Origin of the sequence: Rhodococcus sp. NPDC060086, assembly GCF_042730275.1 — a bacterium.
GTDB lineage: Bacteria > Actinomycetota > Actinomycetes > Mycobacteriales > Mycobacteriaceae > Rhodococcus.
In genome coordinates, this window is record NZ_JBHWWZ010000009.1 from 80,367 (window position 1) to 96,183 (window position 15,817).

Here is a 15,817-nt window from a genome sequence, read left to right on the forward strand (position 1 = left end):
GTCGTCGGGGTTCTCGGCGTTGTCGCCTGACACTGGGTTTTCGCTGCTCACGCAGGGTCCTTTCCGAAGAGTGTGCGCGCTGCTCCGGCGGTCACGACCGAACCGGTCACGACGACGCCGGCTCCCGACACCGCTTCACCTGGCTCACCGACCTCCTCCGCGATCGCAATTGCAGTCTCGATCGCGTCGGGGAGCGTCGCAGCAGTGACCACGCGTTCGTCACCGAAGCGCGCGACTGCAGCGTTGGCGAGGTCGTCGACATCCATCGCACGCGGCGAGCCGTTGTGGGTGACGACGATCTCGTCGAATACCGGCTCGAGCGCCTCCATCAGTCCGGCGACGTCCTTGTCCGCCATCACGCTGACGACACCGACGAGCTTGCGGAAATCGAATTCGCCGGCCAGCGCCGCAGCGAGGGCCTTGGCGCCGTGCGGGTTGTGCGCGGCGTCGAGGAACACCGTCGGGGCGTTCCGCACCCGCTCGAGCCGTCCCGGGTTGACGACCGACGCGAAGGCCTCGCGCACGGTGTCGACGTCGAGCTGTTTACCCGGACCGGCGCCGAAGAACGCTTCGACGGCGGCGAGAGCCAGCGAGGCGTTGAATGCCTGGTGCTCGCCGTGGAGCGGCAGGAAGATGTCGGTGTACACACCGCCGAGTCCCTGCAGGTCGATCTGCTGGCCCCCGACCGCGACGGCGCGACGCACCACCGAGAACTCCGAGCCCTGGCGGGCTACGGCGGCGTCGGCCTCGACGGCCTGCCGAAGTAACACGTCCATCGCCTCGGGTTCCTGTTGCGCGATGATCGCGACGGTGTCGCGGGGCACGAGCTCGTCTTCGGGGGCCTTCTTGATGATGCCGGCCTTCTCCCCCGCAATTTCGGTGAGCGACTCACCGAGATACCCGGTGTGGTCGATGCCGATCGGGGTGATCACAGCAACCTGACCTGTGACAACGTTCGTGGCATCCCAGCGTCCACCCAGTCCGACCTCGACGATCGCGACGTCGACGGGCGCATCGGCGAACGCCGCGAATGCCATCGCGGTGGTCACCTCGAACTTGCTCATCTTCGGGTCGCCGGCAGCCTCGGACTGCTCGTCGACCATCCGGACATACGGTTCGATGTCGCGGTAGGTGTCGACGTAGGTGCGCGGCGAAATCGGGGCGCCGTCGACGCTGATCCGCTCGGTGGCGACCTGCAGGTGCGGACTCGTCGTCCGACCGGTCCGATGCTGCATCCGGGTCAGAAGCGCATCGATCATCCGCGTCACCGACGTCTTGCCGTTCGTCCCCGCCACATGAATCGACGGATAGTTGAGCTGCGGCGACCCGAGGATGTCCATCAACGCGGAAATCCTTGCGAGCGACGGCTCGATCTTCGTCTCAGGCCAGCGCCGGTCGAGTTCGGCTTCGACCAGGGTCAGCTCCGCGAGGTCGACAGGGGACGGTGCCCCCGGCCGATCTGCGGACGCCGGATTGTCGGCACTCACGCCTGTCCCAGCTCCTTCAGCCGCGCGGTGATGCGGGCGATCTCTTCTTCTGCGATCTGCTTGCGGCTCGTGATCTTCTCCACGACCGGAGCCGGTGCCTTCGACAGGAAGGCCTCGTTGCCGAGCTTGGCCGTCGTACCCGCGAGTTCCTTCTCGGACGTCGCGAGGTCCTTTCGCAGGCGCGCGATCTCCGCGCCGATGTCGATCGTGCCGGACGTGTCGAGTTCGACGGTGACCGTGGCACGACTCAGACGCACCTCGATCGATGCCGACGCATCGAAGCCGTCCTCGGGCCGGGTCAGGCGCGCGAGCGACTGCACCGCGGGAACCTGGGTTTCGAGGTCTGCAGCGTCGATACTCACCAGACGGGCCGCGACCTTCTGCGATGGCTTGAGTCCCTGGTCGCTGCGGAATCGGCGGATCTCGGTGATGAGCTTCTGCAGATCCTCGATGCGACGTGACGAGTCGGCGTCGGCCGCAACACCGGAGGATGCCGGCCAGTCCGCGATCACGAGGGACTCACCATCGGTGAGCACCTTCCACAAGGTCTCGGTGACGAACGGGATCACCGGGTGCAGCAGGCGCAGCAGCGCGTCGAGGACGGTGCCGAGAACGACCTTGGTGCCGTCGGCGTAGGCGCTACCTTCAGCGAGCTGGACCTTGGCGAGCTCGAGGTACCAGTCGCACACCTCGTCCCATGCGAAGTGGTAGAGCGCCTCGCAGGCCTTGGAGAACTCGTAGCGGTCGAATGCCTCGTCGACCTCGGCGCGAACCTGCTCGAGCCGGTCCAGGATCCAGCGGTCGGCGTCGGTGAGGGCGTCGCGGGCGGGCAGTTCCCCGATGACCGCACCGTTCATGAGCGCGAACTTCGTGGCGTTGAACAGCTTGTTCGCGAAGTTCCGCGACGACTGGGCGTGGTCTTCACCGACCGCAAGGTCGCTGCCGGGGTTCGCTCCGCGCGCGAGTGTGAAGCGCAGGGCATCGGCGCCGAACCGGTCGACCCAGTCGAGCGGGTCGATGCCGTTGCCGCGCGACTTCGACATCTTCTTGCCGAACTGGTCGCGGACCAGGCCGTGCAGGAACAGGTCCTTGAACGGAACGGTTCCGGCCTCACCGCCACCCAGCACCTCGTCACCGGAGACGTAGGTGCCGAACATCATCATCCGCGCGACCCAGAAGAACAGGATGTCGTAGCCGGTGACGAGAACACTGGTGGGATAGAACTTGTCGAGCTCGGCGGTCTTCGCCGGCCAGCCCATGGTGGAGAACGGCCACAGGCCGGAGGAGAACCACGTGTCGAGCACGTCGGGGTCCTGCTCCCAGCCTTCGGGGGCGGTCTCGTCGGGGCCGAAGCACTCGACCTCGCCGTTCGGGCCGTACCAGATCGGGATACGGTGGCCCCACCACAGCTGACGCGAGATGCACCAGTCATGCATGTTGTCGATCCAGTCGAACCAGCGAGGTTCCTGGCTCTTGGGATGGATCACCATGTCGCCGTCGCGCACTGCGTCGCCGGCGGCCTTGGCGAGGGTTTCGACCTTGACCCACCACTGCATCGACAGACGCGGCTCGATGGTCTCGCCGGACCGCTCCGAATGTCCGACGCTGTGCAGATAGGGCCGCTTTTCGGCAACGATACGGCCCTGCTCGGCGAGTTCCTCGCGGATCTTGACGCGGGCCTCGAAGCGGTCCATACCGTCGAAACGGGTGCCCGAGTCGGCGATCTTGCCGGTCTTGTCCATGATCGTGGGCATCGGCAGGTTGTGCCGCAGGCCCATCTCGAAGTCGTTGGGGTCGTGCGCCGGGGTGATCTTCACAGCGCCGGTGCCGAACTCGGGATCGACGTACTCGTCGGCGATGATCGGGATCTGTCGGCCCGTGATCGGATGCTCCAGAGTCGTGCCCAGGAGATGCTTGTAGCGCTCGTCGTCGGGGTGAACCGCGACGGCGGTGTCGCCGAGCATCGTCTCGACACGGGTGGTCGCGACGATGACGTGCGGTTCGTCGTCGTCGAGGGAGCCGTAGCGCAGGGAGACGAGTTCGCCCTCGACCTCTTCGAACTTGACCTCGATGTCGGAGATCGCGGTCTGCAACACGGGCGACCAGTTCACGAGTCGCTCGGCCCGGTAGATCAGGCCGTCGTCGTACATCCGCTTGAAGATGGTCTGCACGGCGCGGGACAGGCCGTCGTCCATGGTGAAGCGGTCGCGAGACCAGTCGACGCCGTCGCCGATGCGCCGCATCTGGCCCTGGATGGTGCCGCCGGATTCACGTTTCCAGTCCCACACCTTGTCGATGAACAGGCCCCGGCCGAGGTCTTCCTTCTTCTTTCCGTCGGCGGCGAGTTGCTTCTCGACGACGGTCTGCGTCGCGATGCCTGCGTGGTCCATGCCCGGCAGCCACAGCACCTCGAAGCCCTGCATGCGCTTACGACGGGTGAGCGCATCCATCAGCGTGTGGTCCAGCGCGTGGCCCATGTGCAGGCTGCCGGTGACATTCGGGGGCGGCAGCACGATCGAGTACCCGGGCTTGTCGCTCGTCGGGTCGGCCTCGAAGTACCCGGCATCTACCCAGCCCTGATACAGCTCCTCTTCGACTGCGCTGGGGTCCCAGCTCTTGGGGAGGGCGTCGGCGGGGTTCTGCGAGTTCTCTGGCGCACTGGTCACCAGACAATCGTAAGCGGATGACCCAAATCACCAGGACACGACCCGAGTCAGAAGTCGATCGAGGTGAAGGTGTACCAATCGCCGTGGAAGTGCCGGTAGCCGATGTCGCCTTCCCCCTGCGGATTCCCGATCTTGTCGGTTCCCTGCGGCAGGTGGGCGACTCCGACCGAATCGAACAGTCCGCCCCGGGTATAGAAGTGGCAGCCGCGAGGGCCGGACGTGACCCTACGTACGTCGTAGACACCGACGCGCACGTCGTCGAGAGACGGCTCGCAGGTGGCGGCGCGCTGTTCGAGCTCACCCTTCGACAGTTGCCATCCGATCCACGACGGGATTCCGAGCACACTGACGAGGGCGGTCGCAACGACGATCCCGGGAGTGATCCACAAGCGACGGTCCGGGTGGTATCGCCACAGCCGGATCAGCGCCAACACGAGCCACACCGCCCCGAGTGCGACGAAAACCCAGCCCGCGAGGATCACGACGATGAACGCCGTGACCGGTTGAAGCTGCGCGCCGAGCAACACCGCACACGCCGCCCCGACGAGAATCGGCAGTACCGCGCACACCCCGATCCGCCACCAATTCGAGGTCGGCGTGCGCTCACGCGATGTTCCCGTCCGGGCGTCCGGGTTCACCCGAGGACTTCAGGCAGTTCGAGCGGAGTGCCCAGGACATGTTCGGACAGGAACGCCTCGACCGCTTGGTACCAGATTTTGGCGTGTTGCGGGCTCAGCACCCAGTGATTCTCACTCGGGAAGTACAGGAAACGGTGGGCGGTGGTGCCGTCGTCCTCTGCAGGCAGACCGGATTCGTCGAGCAGTTCGTACCAGAGGCGCAGCGCTTCCCCGATGGGGACGCGGTAGTCCTTGTCGCCGTGGATGACGAGCATCGGTGTGACGATGTCGGCGACGAACAGGTGCGGCGAGTTCTCGACGGCCATCTCGGGGGTCATCTCACGCTGCCAGTACCACGCGACGTCGGTAGTGGGAACGAACTGGTCGAGGGCCCACAGGCTCGCGTGCGTCACGATCGCACGGAAGCGGTCAGTGTGTCCGGCAACCCAATTGGCCATGTAGCCGCCGAAGGATCCGCCCATCGCTGCGGTGCGCTCGGCGTCGATGTCGGGGCGGGCCTCGACAGCGTCGGTGATCGCCATGAGGTCGGTGTAGGGCTCCTTGCCCCAGCGGCCCCAGCCGCGGCGGATGAAGTCGTCGCCGTATCCGGTCGAGAGCGCGGGGTCAGGTAGCAGCACGGCGTAGCCGCGCGCGACCAGCAGCCACGGGTTCCATCGCCACGACCATGTGTTCCAGCTGCTCAGCGGCCCGCCGTGGATCCACAACAGCAGTGGTGCCGGTGCGTCTTCCGTGGCCGTGTCCGGAAGGGCGAGCCAGCCGCGCACGGGAGTTCCGTCGTCCGCCGTCGCAGTGACGTCGACGAGGTGTCCCGGCAGATCCGGCAGCGCAGCGGGTGCCCGGAGCGGGGTCACCGTTCCGGCGTCGTGGCCGGTCAGCGCGACACGCACAGGATGCGGCGGCGTCTCGTAGGACGCACGCAGCGCATACAGCGCCGTGCCATCGGGCGCGACGGACACATCGGTGTACGCCGCATCGTCGCCGGTGAGCCGCTCAGGGCTGTCGGACGCAGACCGGAGCACAAAGATCGGTGCGCGGCCGTCTTCGTCTGCGGTGAGGACCAGACCGCTTCCGTCGGACAACCACGCGATCGAGGTGGGTCGGCGGTCCCAGTGACGTGCTTCGACGGTGGTGATCCCGTCAGCGATGTCGAGGATGCGCAGGGTGATCCGCGGCGGTGTGTCCGGATCGCTCAACGCTTCGTGTAGATATGCGAGGCGGGTCCCGTCCGGCGACAACGTCGGGTGTGTCGCGTCGCCGGTCTCGTCGTCGACGAGCGGGGTGCGCAGCCCGGTGGCCAGGTCGACCCGCACGAGGGTCGTGCGTTGCGAGGCGAGGGGCCCGGCCACTACCCAGGTCGACGCGGCGAACGAGCCGTCCGCAACGACGTCGAGTTGTGCATTGCGCAGCGAATTCCGGACGCCGGGTGTCAGGTCGGTGAGCTCGCCGTCATTGCCGACAGTGAGAAGGTGCGGGCGGTCCGGGCCGAGGTCGTGGTCCCAGTACCGCACCGGGTAGCCGGTATGCATCACGGCCGAGACCTTGCGGTCCTTGCGTACGGCGCGGACGCGTTCGTCGTCGGTGCCGCTGTGCCCGAGCACGTTCGCGGCGAGCACGACCCGGTCTGCGTGGGTCGCGGAATGCACTCCTGCGACACCACCCTTTCGCGCGACAACCTGCTCGGCTTCACCACCGGCGGCAGGGAGGCGCCACAGCGACGCCGGCTCGTCGTCCGCTCCCCGGATCGCGGTGAAGAGGACATCGCCGGCAGCAGTGAACGCCGGGTTCGACTCCCCCTTCGGACCGTGAGTCAGCCGGCGTGCTGGTTCGCCGCCCGAGGGGTCGATAGCCCACAGTGCACCGACGAACGACGTGGCCGTGTCGTCGAGAGTGGATTGGGCAAGGACCAGTCGGGTGCCATCCGGCGACATCACGAGCTTCGTGGCACGCGGTAGAGCAAGGTAGGCGTCGAGGTCCTGGAAGGCGGTCATGCCGAGAACCTTAGTGACGCGATCGGCGGGCGTCCGGCCGCCGGTTGTAACCTGGTCGTTCGACGAAACAGTTCGGGTTTCGTCTCCCCGATATCGAACGGAGAACGCACAGTGGTCGATCTCGCATATGTCATCGCCGGTTCGGAAGCGACCGGCGGCGCAGGCCTGCAGGTCGATCTCAAGACGTTCCAGCAGCTCGGCGTGTACGGCGTCGGCACAGCGACGTGCATCGTCTCGTTCGATCCGAAGAACAACTGGGGGCATCGCTTCTTCCCGGTACCCGCCGAGGTCATCGCCGATCAGATCGAGGCCGCCACGTCCGCGCACGATCTGGACGTCGTGAAGATCGGCATGCTCGGCACGCCTGCGACCATCGACGTCGTCGCGGAGGGGCTGGGCAAATCCTCCTGGCGGCACGTGGTGCTCGATCCGGTGCTGATCTGCAAGGGGCAGGAAGCGGGCGCTGCACTCGACACCGACAATGCACTGCGTCAGCAGATTTTGCCGCACGCGACGGTGATCACCCCGAACCTGTTCGAAGCTCAGACGCTGTCGGGGATGGACGCCATCGAGTCCATCGAAGACCTGACCGAGGCGGCTCGCCGCATCCACGATCTCGGCCCGAGGTACGTCGTGGCGAAGGGCGGCGTGGAGCTGCCCGGCGACGAAGCTGTCGATGTGTTGTTCGACGGCGAGACCGTCACCCTCTTGTCCGCCCCGAAGGTCGGAAACGAACGTGTGTCCGGCGCCGGGTGCACGCTGGCGGCTGCGATTACCGCAGAGCTCGCGAAGGGCACCGAGGTCGCCGAGGCAGTCAAGGCCGCAAAGGATTTCGTCACGAATGGCATCAAGGGTCGCGTGTCGGCGCACACCCCCTTCGACACCGTCTGGCAGGGTGCATAGTCGCCGAAAGACCATCAACTTTCCTCCACTATCACGGGTTCCCTCAGGTCATCGGCGTGCGGCAACCCGTGAAAGTGGAGGAAGATTTCGCGAATCCCACCTCGACGCTGGGACGACGAAGGCGCGATCACCGATTGCGACGTTCGACGAGCATCCGTGGGCGGATCCTCGCTACAGAGAAACGGCGTCCGTCCATTGCCTTCGGCGCAGGGTGAGCGCAGTGTGAATACAGGAAACGACCGGCGACGCCGTGTCGGCGCCGCCCTGACGAGAAGGGTGCCGCTCATGTTTGCACGCTCAACCACCATTCATGCACATCCGTCGTACATCGACGTCGGGATCCGACACGTGCGCGACACCGTGATGCCCGCACTGACGGACATCGAGGGCTGTCTCGGAATATCCCTGCTGATCGATCGCAGCTCCGGTCGGTGTATCGCGACCAGTTCGTGGCGGGACGAGGAATCGCTCCGCGCCAGCGAAGGACCGGTGCAGACGTTGCGTACCGACGCAGCCGAAGTCTTCCACGGCACGACAGAGGTCTCCCGGTGGGAGATCGCGGTCATGCACCGCGACCACCATTCCGAGCGTGGTGCCTGCTGCCGCGTCACCTGGATCAAGTCCGAACCGGCACACATCGACCGCGGTATCGACGTCTGGAAGATGGCCGGGCTGCCCGCGATGGAGGAACTCGACGGGTTCTGCAGCGCAGCTCTGATGTTCGACCGCGTCTCGGGCCGCGGGGTGTCGTCGCTGACGTTCGACAGCGCCGAGGCGATGGAACACAACCGAGAACGCGTCGACGGCATCCGGGACGCAGGGGTGCGCGAGGCAGGCGTCCAAGTGCTCGAGACCTGCGAGTTCGAACTCGCCATCGCGCACCTGCACGTCCCCGAGATGGCATAGATGTCTCGATCGAAGCAGGTGGCCGGCGCAATCGAAGGAAAGGACCACAAGATCGATCCGAATCCTACTGCGTGATCAAGCGCCGATCATTTGTCAGCGCTCTTGCGTGGCCGGCCGCGACGCGCCGCTTTCGCCGGAGGCGGTGTCGCCGAGTCCGATTGCGCTTCGGACGTCGATTCCGAGGGCAGATCATCGCGCCAACTGATCTCTATTTCGATCTCGATCTCGTCGCCGTCGACCTCAATCTCGAGCTCCCACCGAACGCGATCGGCGACGACGATTTCGATCGAGTCGCCGCCTGAGCCCAATTCCACCTCGGAGCCGCCGGCGAGGGCCTGCCCGATCGTGATGAGGCGATCGGACAGTTCTTTTCGGGAAAGCTCGGACTTGCGCTTGATCTCCAGCTTCGGCACGACGACTCCTCACCTCGGCGCAGTGTGTACTCACCGTACGCCCGCAACACAGGTGGCCGGTCCGAATACGTTCGATAGGACTTTCCTCCGTCTTCATGGGTTTCCTCGGGTCGTCGACGTGAGGAAACCCGCAGGCCAGGAGGAAGGTTCCCGCGCCGTCGCTACCGCGCCCCCGTCACTGCGGCTCGCGCCACATCGCCCACAGCGTGGGACCACCGCGCGGGACGCGGATCTCACCGGTGACGGTGAATCCGAACCTCTCGTAGTACGGCACGTTCTCTTCCTTGCTGGATTCGAGATACGCGGGCGCGTGCTCGGCATCGACACGATCGAGCCGGGACTTCAACAATGCCGTGCCGCATCCCGCGCCGCGAGCGTGGGAAGCAGTTCCGATTGTCGATAGGTACCAGTGCGGCTCTTCGGGGTGCGCGGCTTCGAGTGCCGAGTCCACGGACTGCCCGAAGGCGACGTGCCGACCGAGGGCGCGCAAAAGCCCCGGCATCATCCGCAGCGTCGCACCCCTCGGCGCGCGCCATTGGTCCGGCGGAGCCCACATCGAGCCCCCACCGACCCGGCCGTCGAGTTCGGCGACCTCCGTGCCGCCGAGCGCGAGCATGTGATGGCGGGCCTCGGTCGCGAAGAATCGTGACATTCGGCGGATGCGGCTCTCCTCGTCGGGGAACATCCACGAGAACACCGGGTCGTCGAAGAAGGCGTCTGCGAAGACAGCGGCGAGAGGATCGAGGTCGCTACGTGCGGCAGCCCGCACCGTGACGGTCATGTTCGCAGCTTACGACGATCAGCAGGCGTGAGGACACGTCGAGACCGAGGTTGTGTGCGAAACCTGTCGACATTTCGCTCGCAACCTCGGTCTCGTCCACGCGTGCGTTTATGGCCGGGCGTGAACTTCTCGTAACGGCAGGCCACTATGGAGGCATGATGCGACACGGTCCCGACGCGGATATCGACGAGTCCGATCTCGAGGTCTCCCATCCCAAGGACTATGCCGCGGGCGTCCCCGCCGTACTCGTCTCGCTGGAACGCGCCTACGAGCAGATGGGCGCGGTCCGCACGGTACAGTCCCTCACCCGCCTCAACCAGCGCCACGGCTTCGACTGCCCCGGCTGTGCATGGCCTGAAAATCCCGGGCACCGTAAGCCCGCGGAGTTCTGCGAGAACGGCGCGAAGGCAGTCGCGGAGGAAGCCACCCTGCGGACGGTGACGCCGGAGTTCTTCGCCCAGCACTCCCTCGGCGAACTCGCGACGAAGACCGACTACTGGCTGGGCCAGCAGGGTCGAATCACCCATCCGATGGTGCTGCGAGACGGTGCAACCCATTACGAACCGATCGAATGGGACGACGCCTACCGGCTGATCGCCGATCACCTGAACGCATTGCCGACGCCCGATCAGGCCGTGTTCTACACCTCCGGCCGCACGAGCAACGAAGCCGCATTCCTGTATCAGTTGTTGATTCGCAGCTACGGCACGAACAACATGCCGGACTGCTCCAACATGTGCCACGAGTCGTCCGGCACCGCCTTGACCGACTCGATCGGAATCGGCAAAGGTTCGGTGTCGGTGCCCGACATCGAGGCCGCCGATCTGATCCTCATCGCCGGCCAGAATCCGGGAACGAACCATCCACGCATGCTCTCGACCCTCGAGAAGGCCAAGGCGAACGGTGCGCGAATCATCGCGATCAATCCGCTCCCCGAGGCCGGGCTCAAGCGGTTCAAGGACCCGCAGAAGGTGTCCGGAGTCGTCGGACGCGGCGTGGATATCGCCGACGAATTCCTGCAGATCCGCCTCGGCGGCGACATGGCCCTGTTCCAAGGACTCGGGAGATTGCTGTTCGAGGCCGAGGACACCGCGCCCGGCACGGTGATCGACCGTGCCTTCGTCGACGCGCACTGCGCCGGCTTCGACGACTACGAGGCCCACGTCCGGAGCGTCGATCTCGGCACCGTGGTCGAGGCGACCGGTCTGACACTCGCTCAGCTGCGCGACACGGCCGCCGAACTGATCGCCTCGGAGCGGACCGTCATCTGCTGGGCGATGGGGTTGACGCAGCACACGCACGCGGTGGCGACGATCGGCGAAGCCGTCAATGTGTTGCTCGCCCGCGGCATGATCGGCAAGCGCGGCGCCGGTGTGTGCCCGGTGCGCGGCCACTCCAATGTCCAGGGTGACCGCACGATGGGAATCTGGGAGAAGATGCCCGAATCGTTCCTCGCCGCGCTCGACACCGAATTCGACATCGAGACACCGCGCAAGCACGGGTTCGACACCGTCGACTCCATCCGGGCGATGCGCGACGGGCAGGCGACGGTGTTCATGGCGATGGGCGGCAATTTCGTTTCCGCCACGCCCGATACCACCGCCACCGAATCCGCACTGCGCAAGTGCACATTGACGGTGCAGGTGTCGACGAAACTCAACCGTAGCCATGTGGTGCACGGAAGCACCGCGCTCATCCTGCCGACTCTCGGCCGCACCGATCTCGATGTCCAATCGAGTGGGAAACAGGCTGTCTCCGTCGAGGATTCGATGTCGATGGTGCACTTGTCGCGCGGGCGCCTGAAGCCGGTGTCCGAGCACCTGCGCAGCGAAGAGGCCCTCGTGTGCCAGCTCGCACGCACGCTGCTCGGGCCGGATCATCCGGTGCCGTGGAGTCTCTTCGAATCGAATTACGACCACATCCGCGACTCGATCTCGCGAGTGGTGCCGGGGTTCGAGGACTACAACACTCGCGTCCGACAGCCCGACGGATTCGAACTCCCCCATCCACCGCGCGACAGTCGCCGGTTCCACACCGAGACAGGGCGGGCCAACTTCTCCGTGAACGAACTCGAATGGGTACCGACCCCGGCGGGCAGGCTGATTCTGCAGACGATGCGCAGCCACGACCAGTACAACACCACGATCTACGGGCTCGACGACCGCTACCGCGGCGTGAAGGGCGGCCGCAAGGTCATCTTCATCAGCCCCGACGACATCACCGACCTCGGATTCCGCGACGGCGATCTCGTCGACATCGTCTCCGAATTCACTGGCAGCGACGGCGCGCTCGAAGAACGCCGCGTCCGCGACTTCCGGGTCGTGGCCTACAGCACTCCGAAGGGCAACGCGGCGGCCTACTACCCCGAGACCAATCCGCTGGTGCCGCTCGGTCACGTGGCGAAGAAATCCAACACGCCTGCGTCGAAGGCGATCACCGTGCGGCTCGAATCTGCAGCAAGGAAGGATTCGTAGTGGGACGTGTGACTACCCGCCGCGCAGTCCTGCGAGTGACCGCGGACCGCACGATCCGGCGCCCCGATACCCTCGCCGTCGAGGAGCCCCTCGAAATCCGGCTGAATGGCCGAGCCTTGACCATCACGATGCGCACTCCCGGCCACGATGTGGAATTGGCGCACGGTTTCCTCCTCGCGGAGGGAATCATCGGCAGCCGTGACGACATCGCGATCGCGCGATATTGCGACGGCGTCGACGATACCGGCGCGAACACCTACAACGTGCTCGACGTCCAGCTCGCGCCCGGCGTTGCGGTGCCCGACGGCGCGGGGGCACGAAACTTCCTGACGACCTCGGCGTGTGGGGTGTGCGGCAAGGAGTCCCTCGAGCAAGTGCGCACCCGCACCCGGTTTCCGCTGCCCGGCGATGTCGATATCGCCGCGAGCACGCTGTCGGAACTGCCCCATCTGATGCGTCGGAAGCAGAAGGTGTTCCAGTCCACCGGTGGCCTGCACGCTGCTGCACTGTTCACGACCGAGGGGACGCTCCTGCAACTGCGCGAGGATGTAGGCCGGCACAACGCCGTCGACAAAGTGCTCGGATGGGCGCTGTCGGAGAACCGGATACCGCTCTCCGACAGCGTCCTCGTCGTCAGTGGTCGGGCCTCGTTCGAGCTCGTGCAGAAGGCTGTGATGGCCGGTGTGCCGGTGCTCGGCGCGGTGTCGGCGCCGTCCTCGCTCGCCGTCGACCTGGCCGAGGAATCAGGCTTGACCCTGATCGGTTTCCTTCGCGACGACTCGATGAACGTCTACACCGGCTCGGTACTCTGATCCACCGAGCTCCGTTCAGCTGCACGTCGATTCTGGAGCCTGGCCCGCAAGGACATCTTCGGTGAACGCCTTGACGTCGTCGAAGGATTCCTCGAGCACTGCGCGGTGGTCGGCGCCCTCGTAGACCTGGTAGGTCAGATCCGCGCCGTTGTTACAGAGCGCCTCGGTGAGCTGGTCGGTGAGCGGACGACTCACCAGCACGTCGTCGCTTCCCTGGACCACGAACGTGGGCACCGTCGGCTCCAATGCCGCCGGTTCCTGTGTCCGGTAGTACGCGGCCAGTCCCTCCATGTCGGCATCTGGGGCGAGAACCTGCTCGAGAGGGATGGTCGCGGCTGCCGCCCGAACGTCGTCCATGCACCCGGTGCGCGCCGCGGTGAGCAATACGCGCGAGGCGTCGGTGAGCATGGCGTCGGCGCTCAACTCCGGCTGGGCTGCTTCGGCACCGATCAACAGCACGGGCAGAAATGGCACGGCCGCCGCGATGCCCGGGCCACCGCTGGCGAAGTACGCGGCCGTGTCGCTGGTGCGATTACCCGGAGCCATCGACACCGCTCCCGCGAGGTCGAGCTCGGGGGCGCGGTCGGCCCCGACCTCCGCGGCGTACAGCGCGGCGTGTCCGCCCTGGCTGTGTCCCATCGCAATCCAGTTCGTACCGACCGCGGGGTCCAGCTCGCGGGCGGCGCGCACGATGTCGACGACGGCGTTGGCTGCGCTGTCTCCGTTCATGTAGGGGTGTTCGCCGGGTGTTCCGAGACCTTCGTAGTCGGTCTGGACCACCGCGTAACCGTCTGCGACCCATCGGTCGAGCATGTCCGTGGTCCGTGCGACATAGGAATGCGCAGGACCGCCGACCGTGTCCGCGGACGGAGCGCACGCGTCGCCGACACCGGTGGTGCCGTGGGCCCAGCTGATCACGGGCCATCCACCTTCGGGTGCTTCGCCCTTCGGGATCGCGACGGTGCCCGAGACCAACGTCGGGCGCCCATCGGCGCCTTCGGATACATAGGTGATCAGTTCGGTGCGCTGGGCGCTGGGGAGCGCCGCTGCCGTCGTGATCGGACGGTCGGTGATCAGCGAACCCGGTGCGATGGCACCTGAATCGGCGGATTCGGGAGCCGGGTTCGAACATGCTCCGGCGCCGAGCACCGAGGCGAACGCGAGTGCCGCGGCAGCGCGCCTCGACGGGAGTGTCTTCATGGAGCCTCCGTTAAGAAAACTGCATTAATACTTGAGTTGATGTTCTTAGTACAGTGGCTACATGACGATGTCAACGGGCCGTCTCGCCCTACTGGACGCCGCAGAGCGGCTGATCGCATACCGCGGCATCCACGGGGTGGCCGCACGCGAGGTGGTCAAAGAAGCGGGGCAACGGAACAATTCGGCCATCACATACCACTTCGGCTCATGGCACGGGCTTCTCGACGAAATCTGGAGCCGGCACGCGCCGCGGATGAATGCCGAGCGCGCCGCACTGCTGGCTGCGGCGGATCTCGAGGCATCTCCCCCGCTGGACCGGCTCGTCCACGCATATGTACACCCGCTCGCGGCGCAGGTCACGCGGAACCATCCGAGCTACTGGGCGCGTTTCAACGAGCAATGGCTGTCCACAGCGCCGCTCGACGTCCTGTCGACACCGGAGCCTGCGACGACCCAGGCCGACTACTACCCGTCGCACGACTCTCTCGACGTCCTGTCCGGTCTCCTGATCAGGATCGCCGACCGACTCGATCTCCCGGACGCGGACGCGCGTCGTCGGGTGAGCTTGATGGTGCGCTTCGTCATCGGCGCATTCGCTGCCTTCGAACGCGCCGACGAAGCAGGTGACGCCCCCGACTCCGCGAGCTTCGAAACGGAGATCCTGCAGCTCGCACGCAGAATGCTCGACCTACCTCAGCCGTAGCCGATGTAGGTCGAGCATTCGGTTCTCTTACGAGAGGTCAGTCGACCTCCGGCGCCCACTGCACGCCGTTGATATGGCTTCCGCCGTCGACGAACAGCGTATTGCCCGTCAGGTAACGCGAATCGTCGCTCGCCAGGAAGGCAGCGACCGTGCCGATGTCTTCGAGCGGATCACCGATGCGACCCATCGGGTTCGCCGCGGCCTGCGCAGCCGCCATCTGCGGGTTGGCCTCCGCCACTCGCTGGTAGGCCGCGCTCTGCGCGCCGGGGCAGATCACGTTGCAGCACACCTGCTTCGATGCCCATTCGCGGGCCGCGGTGCGGGTCATGCTGCGCAAGGCCTCTTTCGACGCGTTGTAGGCCACCGAGTACATGTGTGCATTCACGCCATTGAGGCTGCACACATTGATCACCCGACCGGTGCCGTGCTCGGCCAACGCCGGGTACGCGCGCTGCATGGCCCAGAACGCCGCCATCACGCCCATGTCGAAGCCTGTCTGCATGCTCTCCTCGGGCGTCTTCTCCAGGCGAGCGAAACCCAGTGAACGCCAAGCGTTGTTGACCAAGATGTCGAGGCGCCCGAATTCGCTCGTGGCGGCGTCGACCATCGCATGCACCTGCTCGCGGTCGGTGACGTCGGTGCGCACGAACGTTGCTTGCACGCCCCACTCGGCGGTGAGCCACTTCGCGGTCTCGGCCCCCGCCGCTTCGTCGATCTCGGCAACGAGAACACGGGCACCCTCACGCGCCAGTGCGCCCGCGACCCCGCGTCCGATACCCATTCCGGCGCCGGTGACGATTGCTACCCGTCCGTCCAATTTGCCCATGTCGGTGTGTCCTCTCCGAG

General features: G+C 66.0%; 13 protein-coding genes. 5 read left to right on the forward strand and 8 right to left on the reverse strand.

The window, feature by feature from the left end; all coding sequences use genetic code 11:
- Nucleotides 1–47: 47 nt before the first annotated feature.
- From ACFWB0_RS08215 to ACFWB0_RS08230, 4 genes are read right to left on the reverse strand one after another with little or no spacing between them, the layout of a single operon-like run.
- Nucleotides 48–1,487, reverse strand: coding sequence for a bifunctional folylpolyglutamate synthase/dihydrofolate synthase (locus tag ACFWB0_RS08215; protein WP_378489940.1), 1,440 nt, complete (start codon nucleotides 1,485–1,487; stop codon nucleotides 48–50).
- The gene (locus ACFWB0_RS08220) at nucleotides 1,484–4,156 is read right to left on the reverse strand and encodes a valine--tRNA ligase (RefSeq protein ID WP_378489994.1); all 2,673 of its coding nucleotides are present in this window, start codon (nucleotides 4,154–4,156) and stop codon (nucleotides 1,484–1,486) included. The genes ACFWB0_RS08215 and ACFWB0_RS08220 overlap by 4 nt, the downstream gene beginning before the upstream one ends.
- A gap of 44 nt (nucleotides 4,157–4,200) precedes the next feature.
- Nucleotides 4,201–4,791: a hypothetical protein gene (locus ACFWB0_RS08225; protein WP_378489941.1), complete on the reverse strand. Its 591-nt coding sequence runs from the start codon at nucleotides 4,789–4,791 to the stop codon at nucleotides 4,201–4,203.
- Nucleotides 4,788–6,779, reverse strand: a complete 1,992-nt coding sequence (locus ACFWB0_RS08230; protein ID WP_378489942.1) for a S9 family peptidase — start codon at nucleotides 6,777–6,779, stop codon at nucleotides 4,788–4,790. Before ACFWB0_RS08230 ends, ACFWB0_RS08225 begins: the two co-directional genes overlap by 4 nt.
- A 111-nt stretch (nucleotides 6,780–6,890) precedes the next feature.
- On the opposite strand from ACFWB0_RS08230, the gene thiD reads away from it, so the two are divergent.
- Nucleotides 6,891–7,682 (forward strand): bifunctional hydroxymethylpyrimidine kinase/phosphomethylpyrimidine kinase, encoded by a 792-nt coding sequence (gene thiD / locus ACFWB0_RS08235; protein WP_378489943.1) that lies wholly within the window; start codon nucleotides 6,891–6,893, stop codon nucleotides 7,680–7,682.
- 276 nt (nucleotides 7,683–7,958) lie between these two features.
- The gene (locus ACFWB0_RS08240; protein ID WP_378489995.1) at nucleotides 7,959–8,588 is read left to right on the forward strand and encodes a hypothetical protein; all 630 of its coding nucleotides are present in this window, start codon (nucleotides 7,959–7,961) and stop codon (nucleotides 8,586–8,588) included.
- A gap of 86 nt (nucleotides 8,589–8,674) precedes the next feature.
- On the opposite strand, the gene ACFWB0_RS08245 is transcribed toward ACFWB0_RS08240, so the two are convergent.
- Together ACFWB0_RS08245 and ACFWB0_RS08250 are read right to left on the reverse strand one after the other, a co-directional pair.
- Nucleotides 8,675–9,001, reverse strand: coding sequence for an amphi-Trp domain-containing protein (locus ACFWB0_RS08245; RefSeq protein ID WP_378489944.1), 327 nt, complete (start codon nucleotides 8,999–9,001; stop codon nucleotides 8,675–8,677).
- Between the two features lie 175 nt (nucleotides 9,002–9,176).
- Nucleotides 9,177–9,782, reverse strand: a complete 606-nt coding sequence (locus tag ACFWB0_RS08250; RefSeq protein ID WP_378489945.1) for a GNAT family N-acetyltransferase — start codon at nucleotides 9,780–9,782, stop codon at nucleotides 9,177–9,179.
- Nucleotides 9,783–9,937: 155 nt separating this feature from the next.
- On the opposite strand from ACFWB0_RS08250, the gene ACFWB0_RS08255 reads away from it, so the two are divergent.
- Together ACFWB0_RS08255 and fdhD are read left to right on the forward strand one after the other, a co-directional pair.
- The gene (locus ACFWB0_RS08255; protein ID WP_378489946.1) at nucleotides 9,938–12,256 is read left to right on the forward strand and encodes an FdhF/YdeP family oxidoreductase; all 2,319 of its coding nucleotides are present in this window, start codon (nucleotides 9,938–9,940) and stop codon (nucleotides 12,254–12,256) included.
- Nucleotides 12,256–13,068, forward strand: a complete 813-nt coding sequence (fdhD, locus tag ACFWB0_RS08260) for a formate dehydrogenase accessory sulfurtransferase FdhD (RefSeq protein WP_378489947.1) — start codon at nucleotides 12,256–12,258, stop codon at nucleotides 13,066–13,068. Before ACFWB0_RS08255 ends, fdhD begins: the two co-directional genes overlap by 1 nt.
- A 15-nt stretch (nucleotides 13,069–13,083) precedes the next feature.
- Here fdhD and ACFWB0_RS08265 read toward each other — a convergent pair whose 3' ends face one another.
- Nucleotides 13,084–14,268, reverse strand: a complete 1,185-nt coding sequence (locus ACFWB0_RS08265) for an alpha/beta hydrolase family protein (RefSeq protein ID WP_378489948.1) — start codon at nucleotides 14,266–14,268, stop codon at nucleotides 13,084–13,086.
- Nucleotides 14,269–14,329: 61 nt separating this feature from the next.
- Here ACFWB0_RS08265 and ACFWB0_RS08270 point away from each other — a divergent pair, with 61 nt between their 5' ends.
- The gene (locus ACFWB0_RS08270) at nucleotides 14,330–14,971 is read left to right on the forward strand and encodes a helix-turn-helix domain-containing protein (protein ID WP_378489949.1); all 642 of its coding nucleotides are present in this window, start codon (nucleotides 14,330–14,332) and stop codon (nucleotides 14,969–14,971) included.
- Between the two features lie 37 nt (nucleotides 14,972–15,008).
- Here the strand turns inward: ACFWB0_RS08270 and ACFWB0_RS08275 are convergent, their stop codons facing one another.
- Complete coding sequence (locus ACFWB0_RS08275) at nucleotides 15,009–15,797, reverse strand: SDR family NAD(P)-dependent oxidoreductase (RefSeq protein ID WP_378489950.1); 789 nt, start codon at nucleotides 15,795–15,797, stop codon at nucleotides 15,009–15,011.
- Nucleotides 15,798–15,817 lie beyond the last annotated feature (20 nt).

Coding starts and splice junctions, on each gene's coding strand:
- ACFWB0_RS08230 (WP_378489942.1), bottom strand. CDS start 6,779: ATGACCGCCTTCCAGGACCTCGACGCCTACCTTGCTCTACCGCGTGCC.
- ACFWB0_RS08250 (WP_378489945.1), bottom strand. CDS start 9,782: ATGACCGTCACGGTGCGGGCTGCCGCACGTAGCGACCTCGATCCTCTC.
- ACFWB0_RS08255 (WP_378489946.1), top strand. CDS start 9,938: ATGATGCGACACGGTCCCGACGCGGATATCGACGAGTCCGATCTCGAG.
- ACFWB0_RS08265 (WP_378489948.1), bottom strand. CDS start 14,268: ATGAAGACACTCCCGTCGAGGCGCGCTGCCGCGGCACTCGCGTTCGCC.
- ACFWB0_RS08270 (WP_378489949.1), top strand. CDS start 14,330: ATGACGATGTCAACGGGCCGTCTCGCCCTACTGGACGCCGCAGAGCGG.
- ACFWB0_RS08275 (WP_378489950.1), bottom strand. CDS start 15,797: ATGGGCAAATTGGACGGACGGGTAGCAATCGTCACCGGCGCCGGAATG.